This window comes from Microseira wollei NIES-4236 (genome assembly GCF_020521235.1).
In the GTDB taxonomy this organism is placed as follows: domain Bacteria; phylum Cyanobacteriota; class Cyanobacteriia; order Cyanobacteriales; family Aerosakkonemataceae; genus Microseira; species Microseira wollei.
In genome coordinates this window covers 1-11,894 of record NZ_BLAY01000238.1, presented here as the reverse complement: position 1 = coordinate 11,894, position 11,894 = coordinate 1, and the positions used below count along the sequence as shown (strand labels likewise).

Below are 11,894 nucleotides of genomic sequence, written 5' to 3'. Positions count from 1 at the left end.
GTCATCCAACATGGCTTAAATCATCCGGTAAAATACGTTCGCCTTCTGTGGCACGCCAGATGCTCCACTTGGGGGAACCCCAAGACCGCACTGGCTCGAGAACTCAATGGTAATCAGCGCTGGTATGCTCAGTTAATTAACGAGGGACAGCCCTATCAAAAAGATAAAAATTATGTTACTGATGGTGTTGTTGGGCTAGATATTAACATCTCCAACATTGCTTTCGTAGGTGACAACGCCGGATTGCTCGCCTTTGCAGAACAAGTACCAACATATGAAGGTGAAATCAAAGCATTACAGCGTCAGATGCAGCGCTCTCAAAGAGCCAGCAATCCCGAAAACTACTCAAGAGATTTTTTCGGTCAGATAGGGCGTAAGATGGTCTTGAAGAAAGGTAAAGTAAAACCGGGTAGTCGCCAATGGAAAAAGTCTAAAACCTATCAAAAGTTGGCTCGCAAAAAGCGAGAATTAGAACGGCGTAAGAGCGCTTATGCTAAGTCTCAAAACCGGAGAATCGTCAACGAGATTTTGAGGCATGGTAATCAAATCAAAACTGAAAATGTATCGGTGAAGGCATGGCAAAAGCGATATGGTAAAGCTATTTCTGCTAAGTCTCCCGGTTTAGTCCAATCTGAATTAGCACGCTCTTGCTGTAAGTGCCGGTGGGCAATTCATTAAGTTTTCTACTTCACGTACTGCACTGTCACAAACCCATTTGACTGGTGAACGGATTAAGAAGAACCTATCAGAGCGCGTTCACTATGACCAAACAGGAGTTGTGATGCATCGCGATCTTTTCGCTGCATACCTAAGTAGATACGTCAATGACGAAGATAACCTTCTATTGCATCTTGCTCAAAATGAGTGGGAAAGGTCGGAGCCTTACTTAATGCAGGCATGGAAGGACTTTCAAATAAACTGCGAACAAGTAGGCGCGTCCGAACGTAGGCTGAGTCATTCATCCTCAGAGCAGTTCTGCATGAAGCCAGAAACGGTTAGCCAGATAGCTATTATTGAGCAAAAAGCTAACTTTAATTCCTGGCCTGATTCCTCGCCACTTTAGTGCGAGGAGTGGCTCAATACATCGTTTACAGTCGCTACACCCAACAGTTGCGACATTTCAAATTAGATGGTGGACGCTATCTTGAACAGTTAATTCAACCGCAGAATCCCCGCATCTGGTTGACCGATCTAGAGATTGGATTGGGCATTTGGTCAGGGGTTTTTGAAGATGTTCCGAGTGATTGGTTGCGATGGTGCGATCTGCAAGGAAATTGGCTACTGACCGATACGGAACAAGAACGCCTAGAGAAAGAACAAGAACGCCTAGAAAAAGAACGAGAACGCCTAGAAAAAGAACGAGAACGCCTAGAAAAAGCACAAGAACGCCTAGAGAAAGAACAGGCACAGGCTCAACTGCGTCAAGCTGCTCAAAATCTTCTGGCTGCGGGGATGCAGGTTAGTCAGGTTGCTGAAATGTTGGGCTTATCCGAAGCACAAGTGCAGGCTTTCTGTCAGAGTGGTTAGGAAAATTGCGAAAACATCAGGCTGAATATCATTACGAATGTGGCGATATTTCTTTGCCAAGGTGCGTAAGTCCTGGTCAATTCAATTGGACACCACCCAGTCTCAAGCTACAACTACAACCCCTTGGTCAATCGCTTCAGTAGGTTATCGAACAACTCGTCAATCTTGTGGGGTTCGGAAACCAGCGTTCCTCGCTCGTCACGAAAGGTGCGATCGCGCTCACCTTTGAATGACAACCAATTGAAGCTTGTGGTGACCGCGAACTTGGTATCTGAGATCAGGATTTTGGCATGAGTATCTCCTAGTCGCTTGAGCGTGAAGGTCTTAGAATAGTGGTTTGCCAGGTTTTGCAAAGTCTTCTCAGCTTTAATATCTGGTGAATTGCGGTTTTCGTCTTTCTCGCCCAAACCATACCCGACGAAAACCTTAACTCCTCGCTTCAGTAAATTCTCAAATTGTTGGAGGAACGATTGGTTGACAGAATTAGCCCGAATCCAAGGTGAGATAATCATTAAACGTTCCTGACTCTCTTTCAGCGCTTGCTCCAACAGAGGGCGATGCTCATACATTTCTAACCAACGCATCGGCACCGAAGCGAGCATAGAGTGCATTTGGGCTTGAAGCTGTGCGATTTGTTCTTCTTTTTCCTGAAGCTGTTGAATCAGGCTGTTCTTTTCATCCTCATCATTCGTTTGGTCTAGTTTTTCTTGAGTAGATTCAATTTGCGCCTCAATCTCTGCTTTAGCTTCAGTTACTTTGGCAGTTATGACATCTGGATCGACCAGATTCTTCGCGACAAACTGCTGTCCCAACATTTCTTCAGCCAGCTTGAGTGGTTCATTTTTCTGTAAAGCATCAATTATTTGGCTGCGGATTTTTTTAGAACTATTTGAACGAGCAAAAGCAGTCTCATGCTCATTAGAGAGAATGCCATCAACAACAAATGCCACCTGAATTTCGTCGCTGTCTTTTTCTTTGTAAACCAGTGCAGTCGCAGGTTGAAAGAATCGTTGCCGACGTTCGATCGCCTTCAATGCCAGCAAATCTTGTTCTTGAGAATTCTTCCACTTCTTACCCTTAGCCTTCTCAATTTCCCCAATAACCTTATCAACATCCTTGAGCTTCAGGTCAGACAATTCTGGAGGACGCTTGGGCGAGGGTTCAATTTCTACAATACCCTCGTCTCGCAAATTTTTCGGCAAGAGCAAGGCTTTTTCTAACTGACCATACCAGCGCGGAATTCGCAGGAGTCCATCAAAGTTAATCTCTAAGGTTCTTTCCTCTGGCACAATAATCCTAGCTGACTGCAAGGTTTTTTCACCTTTCTTAGTAAGTTTCCATACTTGAAGCTGTGAAGCATCGGGTGCAAACAGATCAATGTCTTCACTTACTCGTAGATTAACCATTGCTTCCTTGATTGTTGGTAATTCCAAGCCTAGTAATCCAGCGATTTCTTCTTCGGATGAAAGACCAATATCGATCGCCTTAAGAACGTACTCTTCAATTGGTGGAATTGGTTTGCGAATTTGGGTCAGGGCATCGACAGTAATCTTGTAAACAGGCAATCCGACTTCCTGAGAGCAAACCAGATCGAACCCAGAGCGATTATCATAGCGGCGTAATTCTTCCGAACTGAGTGATGTATGTTCGTCCAAATTCATGGGTTCAGATCCTCCAGCTTGCAATCTGTTGGGTGTTGCTCAATGTATTGCAGAACGCGATATAAAGGGCTATTGCTAAGCGAGCGACAGAACTGACTATCGCCAACAATGACCAAACCGATTCGCGCTCTGGATAATGCCACATTCAATCTGGCTTCATCTCGGAGAAATCCAACTTTGCCATCCTTGTTAGATCGGGTGACTGAGTAGAGAACGATATCTGCTTCACGCCCTTGAAAGGCATCGACTGTATTGCACTCGATCGCCAACGCTTTCAAACTACTTTGTTCTGAATCTAAGCTGCGATTCAGTAGTTTCAGTTGCGCTGCATAACCACTCAGAACCGCAACGCTGTAATGCTTCTGGGCTGCTTCTGCCACTGAATTCAGTTGTTTTAACCACTGAACGATTGCTCTCACTTCACAGGAGTTATCGAAGCTAGACCCTACACTTTTTTCGCGACTATTTGGCAACTTTGATGTAGTCAGCCAAGTAACAGGTCGTGGTAGAACTTTATTCAGCGTTTGATCGATTTCAGGGCCATTGCTGTCTAATTGACTTTCGTAGAAGCAGGTGCTGATAAGTTTACCAATCGGTTCCACCATCCGATGTTGAATTGCCAGCATCTTACGACATCCATCTGGCAATATTTTCAAAAGACGATCGAAGAGTGTTTCTTGAATATCTTCTAGAGTTAATTCGTACTCTTCCAAAAACTCAACATTCCTACTAGCTTCATCTTGAAAGGGTGGAAGTTGTTTTGGATCGCCTACCAGTATCCACTTTTTAGAACGCGCCATTGGCACTAAAACTTCTGTGGCAGTTGCCTTTGAAGCTTCATCAACAATACAGAGATCGAATTCAATGTCGTAAATTTCTCTAGGAACGCCTATACAAGTTCCGGCGACGACTTGCGAGCGCTTAATTAGCGGTGCATTGAATCGATCGTTGCGTCCAAACTGCTCTAACCAGTCAGTTTGAAGGCTAATAAGCTGTTGCAGCATTTTCGCATTGGGCGCATTAGGATCGATCGATATCTGGCTCCATTGTCCAAGATCTTCCGAAGACATCTTCAGTATTTCTTCTGTTGTAATTCCAGCTATTTTTTCCATTTCTTTGGCTTTCTGTTTTTGCTCATCCCGTGCTGCCTTTGCCTGTTTTTCTAACTGTTCAATCTCTTCTTCTAAACGCTGAAACTCCTCCAACCTTGCTGCCGGGATGTTTCGTTTTCGCCGCGATTTAGGATTTCCTTCGTTATCCAATGCAGAGAAGTTCTCTTCTCTCTCCTGCCTGCGAATTGTCAGTTCGACTCGCAAATACTCCAGCTTTAAGGCAATATTTCTCAACTCTTGAAATAGAACTGCTGTCTGCAATTCTTGTTGAGAAATTCCGCTGCGTGCAGACCAGTCAGCAAGGAATTTCTGCCCTTTGGCGATCGCTTCCTCGCGCCATTTTTCCATTTGTTCTTCTAGCAGCAGCGAGTAAACACCGTCCGACACCCGCTCATGATTGCCGATTCGGATCAGCTTCAAATTTGGATTCTTGGCTTGAATCCGCTCTAATGCGTTATCAAGGGCAACATGTGTTTGGGAACTAAGCAGAATTCGCGCTTCTGAATTCTGTTGAAGGGTTTGCAGAATCACCTCGGTAATAAAGGTCGTTTTGCCTGTACCAGGTGGCCCTTGAACCAGTAGAAAATCTTGTGTGGAGAGAGCAGCCTTAACAACTTCCTTCTGAGATTCATTCAGGTTCTGAATAAACTCAATCTCTGCATCTAGCACAGGAGCCTGAATTTCTTCAGGATTGACCAGCAACTCCCGTAAATCGGAACGAACGGCGCGATCGTATCGAATCGCATCCAGCGCACTCTTTTGTCGATTGAGAGCAATTTCAGCTAAACGAGTATCAAACTTAAGCTCACCTTTTTCAGGCAGCCGATCGGCAGAGCCAGACCTGATATACAATTCTAACTTGTCATCGATAATTCCAATGACATCCCCGCTCAAAATGCTAAAGCCTTGAGAGTTTGTGATGTGACGAGGTTGTCCGGCAATGTCTTCCTCTGGTAATTCTTTTACTTCAAAAATCACTCTCGTGCCATCAGGTTTAGCACTTGTATATCGAATTGGTTCTTTTCGCTTCTGTTCCCAGTCGGTTTTAGCTCTGAGAATATCCCACCAGACCTGGAAAATTCGTTGTTTTTCCTTTTCGAGCGATCGTTCTTGTAGATTTGCCTCATGCTCTATGACAGCATCTTGTAGTTCTTGAATGACTGCTACGGCTTCATAAGAATAGATTGAAGTTCCAAATTTAAACTCATAGGGTATAGTCCAAGCAAGTTCTCGTCGCTGTTCCAGCTGAGAATGAGGTGTATCCCAAGCATTAAATATCACAAGGTGATCCTTTCGTTTATCGTCCACCTTGACATGATATCGATAGGAACCACCATACAATTCGTAGTGGTCTCCCTCAGAATTATGATCGTTGTTTTTGAATTTATAAGCGCGAATTCCACAACTTACTTCACCATTTAGATCGTTCAGAATAATCTTATGAATTTCGGTTTCGGAAGAAATATCCAGGGTGTCCTGAAGACGGCTCAAGCATTTGGGAGTCAGTTTCAAGTAGCAAATTTGGCTCTTGGTTGACTGAGTTCGCGATCGCTTCTGCCCAATAGCATCCAACTCTGCCAGCAGCACCTCTGCATTCGATTGCCGCTCAGCAGGATCGTTTGAGACGGCACGTTCAATAATTTCGATCGCTTCAGGTGGGGCATCAAGAGCAGCGATCGCTCTCGAAATACTGTCATAATCAACAAGCTTGACATCAGTTAAACAATTCAGCGTAACTACTCCAAAGCTGAACACGTCGCGGGTGAAAGGATAGGAACCGTCATCCTCTTCGGGGGGTGTGAAGGGACGCGAGACGAATTCTCGTAGAGTGACAGTCGGACGGAAGTACCCCCTGAGTTTGGAAATACCAAAGTCAGCTAATTTCAACCTGCCATCACTGCCAATCAGAATATTGCTGGGTTTGAGATCCCGATGAACATATTTGCGCTCATGGGAGAATGCAAGAGCTTTCAGTACCGGAAGAGCTAGCCTCTGCCAATAAGAATCCCATCCCTCCAATGGAGCTTCTTTGAGCAGAGTCGCTAAATCTTTTTCCATCCACTCCAACACCAGGAAATATTCCCTAGTCTGTCTATCCTGTCCCGAATCAAAAAGCTCGACAATGCTGGAATGTTTTAACTCCTTAAGTGCCTGAGTCTCACGTCTGAAGGACTCAGCCAGAATATCTGCTTCAATTTGCCCATGCTTAAAGACTTTGACTGCAACTTGGCATCCTTCTCTTTCGTAATCAGTTGCCTTATATACATCTGCCATTCCACCTGAGCGCGAGTTGGGAAGGAGCATGTAGCGATCGTTGATGATACGAGGCGGCATAGTTATCGATTTTGCTTTCCAAGTCAATTATCTCCTATATAGCGGTTTGCACTCGGTGATGGTACACCTTGGACAGCGGTGTGCGGGCTGCCATTTTTGCTGCCCGCACACCAAGCCACAAGGCTGTACCTCACACGAAAAGCAATCCGCTGTACTCTGCTAAAACGGCTAAAAAGACGCTAGAGCAGGGTGAAGGGAACTTCCACCCACAATAACTTCCGCTTAAAAAGGAGCGATCGCCCCAGTCGGCTGAGGTAGAATATGCCCAGTTTAGAGATAGAACTCATATGATGTCCGGTTCTTCACCCATAGTTAGGAATGACGCGACTGACACGGTGACACGGTGACGGGTCGCGATTTTTATTCAGGGTAATTAGGCGGACATCAGATCGCGAATACCCAGATCCCCAACTTCGCGCATCGGAGTCGGGGATCTCGCTCAGAGTCCACGAGCCAAATCATCCAATTACCAATTACCAATTACCAATTACCAAAGCAAACTTATGCAGTTTGACCGCAAATCTGTTGCAGGGTGCGGGTAAAATCTGGATAGGAAACAGCCGCTGCTTCGGCACGATTAATTTTAGTTGTGCCTGTTGCATTAAGGGCTGCGATCGCTAAACTCATGGCAATTCTATGGTCGGTATAACTATCCACCTCGGTTCCCGTTAACGGCGTGCCGCCGGTAATTTCTAACCCATCGGGTAATTCGGTCACTTTCGCACCCATGCGGTTTAATTCCGACGCCATGACGGCGATGCGATCGCTCTCTTTCACCCGCAATTCTTCTGCATCCCTAATCGTCGTCGTCCCAGAAGCAAAAACTGCCGCGACGGCTAAAATCGGGATTTCATCAATCAATCTCGGTATCACATCACCGGCAATTTTGCAAGCTTTTAGCTGACTATAACGCACTCGTAAATCGGCGACGGGTTCGCCAGCAACTTCCCGCTGATTTTCCAGAGAAATATCGGCACCCATCATTTCTAGAACTTCTAAAACGCCGGTGCGGGTGGGATTAACGCCGACATTTTCGATCAATAATTCCGAACCCGGTACAATTGCCCCAGCGACTAACCAAAAAGCAGCAGAACTGATATCACCAGGAACGATAACCGTTTGTCCTTGTAGCTTAGCAGGGCCAGTAACCGTGACGCTATTAGTTTCCGGGTCTATACTAAGTTCTGCACCAAAAGCCTTTAACATGCGTTCGCTGTGGTCGCGAGAAAGCGCAGGTTCGGTGACAGTTGTTTGTCCTTCTGTCATCAGTCCAGCTAAAAGAATGCAAGACTTGACTTGGGCGGAGGCGATGGGGGAATGGTAATGAATCGGTTGTAGTTGCTGTCCACAAATCGCTAGGGGGGCGAGAGAATTGTGTTTGCGTCCCCAAATTTGAGCGCCCATTTGTTGCAGGGGAGTGACAACGCGGGACATGGGACGACTTCGCAAAGAACTATCGCCAGTTACCGTAAAAAATCTACCCGGATGGGATGCTAAAAGTCCCAGCATCAATCTTAGGGTAGTACCGGAGTTACCCGCATTTAAAATATCATTGGGTTCTTGCAACTGGCCTAACCCAATGCCTCGAACCGTGACTAATTCTGTATTTAGATCGGAAATTTCTGCCCCCATTGCTTGGAAACAAGCGGCGGTGCTGCGGGGATCTTCGCCCAAGAGCAAACCTTGAATTTGGGTTTCGCCAGAAGCGATCGCTCCCAACATTAACGCGCGGTGAGAGATCGACTTATCCCCCGGTACGCGGATGCGTCCAGTCAGGGATAGCCCCTCAAAAGGTTTGCGAACCAGCAAACATTGCTGATCCCCGGTAATTTCCAGTGTAACGACGGCATCTGACATTGGGATAGACTGGTGGAAGACTGCTCGCGTTAGATCGTACCGTTTTCCCCGTCCCAGCGATACCATGCGAGGAGTTGAGATTTGGGATTTTCGATGGTGAAATCCTCTAAATCGCTTGGCAAAATGGTATCGATTGTTGTGAAGACTTTTGATTTAGGCGGGAATAAGGGGATAAAACCTGCTGCTACAAACTAAAAACCTCAATGCTGACCTATCACCGCAAACCCGTGAGTTTATCCCTAGTTTCCACCGATTTGCCGATTTGGTCGATGGTGGAAACCGCCGCTACCCTGTATCAAAAAGACCGCGATCGCTTTCATTTACTGATGAGCGAACCTGCTATAGGGAATCTAGAACCCAATGATACTCCAGCCGTTGCAACAGCCCCAACGGCTTCCAAGGAAAGGCTTTTATGGTTAGAGATTTCGCCCCACCGCGCCATCATGACCATGCAAGGAAACGGTAGAGTCAGTTATCGTCACTTTTGGGAGCGAGGCGTTTACGGACTCAGCCGTTATTGGCTGCAAAGCGAAACATTAAAAACTAGCGGACATATGCGCCTGCGTAACTTCACCCGTAGTTTAAAGTTAGTCGGTGGCACTTTACCAGAAAATCTGCGATTGGAATACGAACTTTGGTCGGAAAAAGTGCAACTCGGTTGCTACATTTTGAATCTAGAAATCCATCACTGAATTAGTCATCGCTCGTTAGTTAATTTGTGAAAATCGGCAGCTAAGCGCGAAACCGGGTTTCTCAGAGAAACCCGGTTTCTTGACTTTCAATAATGGGAAAGTAGGGACACGGCAGCCGAAAAACTTTGTGCTGGCGTCCCTACAACCAATTTTAATCATTTAGATGTAACCGGAAACGAGATTACGTATAAAAAATGGTCAGTATTAGATGAGGAGATTACCCGAACTTTTGGTTAGGTGTCGCTTAGCTACAAAGTAGCAAAACCGCGCTTGAGTGCAGCTAAAGCAGCTTGTGTCCTGTCATGCACTCCCAACTTGCTAAAAATATTTTTGACGTGGAACTTGACGGTACTTTCGCTGATATGCAGCGTTGTACTAATCTCGTGATTGCTTTTGCCAGCGGCGATCAGGCGGATGACTTCGTTTTCGCGATCGCTCAATTCCCGATTCCCCATCCGCTCTCCTAGTTTAGCTCCCACATGAGGCGGGATATACTTTTTACCAGCAGCAACGGCACGAACAGCTGCTAAAACTTCATCCGCTTCGGCATCTTTGAGCAAATACCCCTTTGCACCCGCTGGCAATCCGCGATAAATGTCTTCCTCGCCGTCGTAGGTAGTCAACACAACAATTTGAGCATTTTTAAACGGATCGCAGATAGCAGTAATAGCAGCAATTCCATCCATTTGAGGTATCCGCAAATCCATCAAAGTTACGTCGGGTTGATGTTGGCGAAACATTTCTTGTGCCTCGTGTCCGTCGCGAACTTTTCCGACAACAGTTATATCTGTTTCGCTCTCAAGCAGCGCTGTCAAACCTTGTAGCACAAGGATACAATTTAGGATTGGTGAGTGCGACGGTAGTCGCGATTTTATCCATAACTTGCATAGCTGATATCGCTTTCAAATCCGTCATTCCTGGCAAGTTTCTCAATTGTTTAATTGACCGACCAGCTAAAGCAAGCCTCGTTCTTAATAACTCGAGTAAAACCAGGGGTATATTAGGTTTTCTTGGAAACTTGAATCCCAAAATATCCAGCACTTCCAATCCAATTTTTACCGCTCGGGCAATTTGGTTTCTGGCCAGACAAATTTCCATCTTTATTTCATATATTATAACTGTTTACAACAGATTTTTGCTGTGGCGTAACACGCTGTTTGCCAAGGGTTCAATTTCTTCAAACTCGCCGCAAAAGTATGCCGTTTATGTTGCCAATTCATAAATTTATAAAGTCAGTTTATATTGCCGCTGCCAACAATCAATTCCCAAGAGATATAAAGCTAATTTTAAGAAGCGAAATGCTTGCTCATATGCAGTTGAAGACTTAGCTTTTTTAGCAGCTATCAGATTTAATTTTGCCAGTTCATCTCTTTGGGATTGATCTATGTAGGGTGCGTTAGCGTTAGCGTAACGCACCGCTGCACTGGGTAAGTCCTGTTGATATTCGCTCAGTTCAATACCTTGATTGAGTTGGTTAACAATCTCAAAGATTTTGTCTTCTTGTGCCTCTTTTGGTGTATGCAACAGCAGTTGCCCAATTTTCCAATGAATCGCTTTAGTCTGGGTTTCTGGAATTAGGAAATAGGCAGCTTGCTGGATGCGGTCATGGACGAATTTGTAGGCAGTACTCGAACTTGTTGAAATAACAAAATCCTGGCTAACAGCTTCGCGCAAATTAGCTGCCACTTTTTCTGGCGACTTTTCTGAGATAACTGCTAAAGTTCCTAAATCGAAAGAGTTGCCGATACATGCAGCTAGCTTTAAAACCTGTTGCATTTCTTCTGGCAATTTTTTTATACCAGCCAGCATTTCGATGACATTCTCTGTCATTCCTTTAGCGCGAATTTGCTCTAAATTCCACTCCCAGCAGCCTTGAGCAAAATCAAACTATAACAGCTTTTACCCATAAAGCGATTGCAAAAATTGATTGATAAAGAAAGGATTGCCATCAGTCTTTGCTAAAAGCAACTCGGCTAAAGGTTGTGATTGTTCCAGTGAGCAATGCAGCGTTTCCGCAATTAACTGATTAATTTGGGGCAACTCTAACCGAGAGCAGAAAATTTCAGTTATCACTGTGCCACTTTTTGGCATTTATTCCACAGTCAGCTTCAAAGGATGGACAGCATTAACTTCATTATCCCGATCAGCCCCAATTAAAAATAATCCGCTTTTGGCTGCCGTTACCAGCAGTTGTATCAATTTCAAAGAAGCTGAATCAGCCCATTGTAAATCGTCCAAAAACATCACCAAAGGATGTTCTTTCGATGCAAACACCCGAATGAAATTCTGCCAGACTAAATTAAAGCGATTTTGGGCATCCTCTGGCGGCACATTTGGCACTGGTGGTTGAGAACCAATCAGCAATTCTACTTCTGGAATTGCATCGATAATAATTTGACCATTTATACCCAAAGCAGTTTGCAGTTTTTCGCGCCACTCTTGGAGTTGCGTTTCTTCTTCAGTTAACAATTGCCGCATCAGTGCAGAGAAAGCTTGCACAAGGGCACTATAGGGAATATTCCGGTGAAATTGGTCGAATTTTCCCGATATAAAATAACCTTTGGACTGCCTTACCTCGCTTTACCTCGCTCCCAGGATCAGCCTGGGAGCCAGATTGTAGAGGCTCTGCCTCGCTTATCTTAGAAGACTCGAGGCAGAGCCTCCCTGACTCGCTCCCAGGATCAGCCTGGGAGCCAGATTGTAGAGGCTCT

At 45.3% G+C, this 11,894-nt stretch carries 11 protein-coding genes and 1 pseudogene; 4 read left to right on the top strand and 8 right to left on the bottom strand.

Annotation, left to right across the window (positions count from 1 at the left end):
* From MiSe_RS43635 to MiSe_RS43625, 3 genes are all read left to right on the top strand, one after another.
* On the top strand, nucleotides 1-678 hold a 678-nt coding region (locus tag MiSe_RS43635; RefSeq protein ID WP_507770237.1), incomplete at its 5' end, for a nuclease/transposase family protein.
* Between the two features lie 37 nt (nucleotides 679-715).
* The gene (locus MiSe_RS43630; RefSeq protein WP_226592653.1) at nucleotides 716-1,063 is read left to right on the top strand and encodes a hypothetical protein; all 348 of its coding nucleotides are present in this window, start codon (nucleotides 716-718) and stop codon (nucleotides 1,061-1,063) included.
* Nucleotides 1,064-1,071: 8 nt separating this feature from the next.
* A complete protein-coding gene (locus MiSe_RS43625) occupies nucleotides 1,072-1,527 on the top strand; it encodes a hypothetical protein (protein ID WP_226592650.1) in 456 nt (151 codons plus the stop codon).
* A 113-nt stretch (nucleotides 1,528-1,640) separates the two neighbouring features.
* On the opposite strand, the gene MiSe_RS43620 is transcribed toward MiSe_RS43625, so the two are convergent.
* From MiSe_RS43620 to aroA, 3 genes are all read right to left on the bottom strand, one after another.
* Nucleotides 1,641-3,188 (bottom strand): phospholipase D-like domain-containing protein, encoded by a 1,548-nt coding sequence (locus MiSe_RS43620; RefSeq protein WP_226592647.1) that lies wholly within the window; start codon nucleotides 3,186-3,188, stop codon nucleotides 1,641-1,643.
* A complete protein-coding gene (locus tag MiSe_RS43615) occupies nucleotides 3,185-6,634 on the bottom strand; it encodes a serine/threonine-protein kinase (RefSeq protein ID WP_226592645.1) in 3,450 nt (1,149 codons plus the stop codon). Before MiSe_RS43615 ends, MiSe_RS43620 begins: the two co-directional genes overlap by 4 nt.
* A 501-nt stretch (nucleotides 6,635-7,135) precedes the next feature.
* Complete coding sequence (gene aroA / locus MiSe_RS43610; protein WP_226592659.1) at nucleotides 7,136-8,491, bottom strand: 3-phosphoshikimate 1-carboxyvinyltransferase; 1,356 nt, start codon at nucleotides 8,489-8,491, stop codon at nucleotides 7,136-7,138.
* 203 nt (nucleotides 8,492-8,694) lie between these two features.
* On the opposite strand from aroA, the gene MiSe_RS43605 reads away from it, so the two are divergent.
* Nucleotides 8,695-9,183 (top strand): hypothetical protein, encoded by a 489-nt coding sequence (locus tag MiSe_RS43605; RefSeq protein WP_226592642.1) that lies wholly within the window; start codon nucleotides 8,695-8,697, stop codon nucleotides 9,181-9,183.
* A 248-nt stretch (nucleotides 9,184-9,431) separates the two neighbouring features.
* Here the strand turns inward: MiSe_RS43605 and MiSe_RS43600 are convergent, their stop codons facing one another.
* The 5 genes and pseudogenes from MiSe_RS43600 to MiSe_RS43580 all read right to left on the bottom strand — a co-directional run.
* On the bottom strand, nucleotides 9,432-9,998 hold the full coding sequence (locus MiSe_RS43600) for a LuxR C-terminal-related transcriptional regulator (protein WP_264196978.1): 567 nt from the start codon (nucleotides 9,996-9,998) through the stop codon (nucleotides 9,432-9,434).
* Nucleotides 9,982-10,281 carry a hypothetical protein gene (locus MiSe_RS43595; RefSeq protein ID WP_226592638.1) on the bottom strand — a complete coding sequence of 100 codons (300 nt, stop codon included), beginning with the start codon at nucleotides 10,279-10,281 and terminating at the stop codon, nucleotides 9,982-9,984. The genes MiSe_RS43600 and MiSe_RS43595 overlap by 17 nt, the downstream gene beginning before the upstream one ends.
* A 126-nt stretch (nucleotides 10,282-10,407) precedes the next feature.
* On the bottom strand, nucleotides 10,408-11,013 hold the full coding sequence (locus tag MiSe_RS43590; protein ID WP_226592635.1) for an ATP-binding protein: 606 nt from the start codon (nucleotides 11,011-11,013) through the stop codon (nucleotides 10,408-10,410).
* Nucleotides 11,014-11,082: 69 nt separating this feature from the next.
* The gene (locus MiSe_RS43585; RefSeq protein WP_226592633.1) at nucleotides 11,083-11,256 is read right to left on the bottom strand and encodes a hypothetical protein; all 174 of its coding nucleotides are present in this window, start codon (nucleotides 11,254-11,256) and stop codon (nucleotides 11,083-11,085) included.
* 18 nt (nucleotides 11,257-11,274) lie between these two features.
* A pseudogene (locus MiSe_RS43580) lies at nucleotides 11,275-11,739 on the bottom strand (ATP-binding protein); the annotation flags it as partial.
* Between the last annotated feature and the right edge of the window lie 155 nt (nucleotides 11,740-11,894).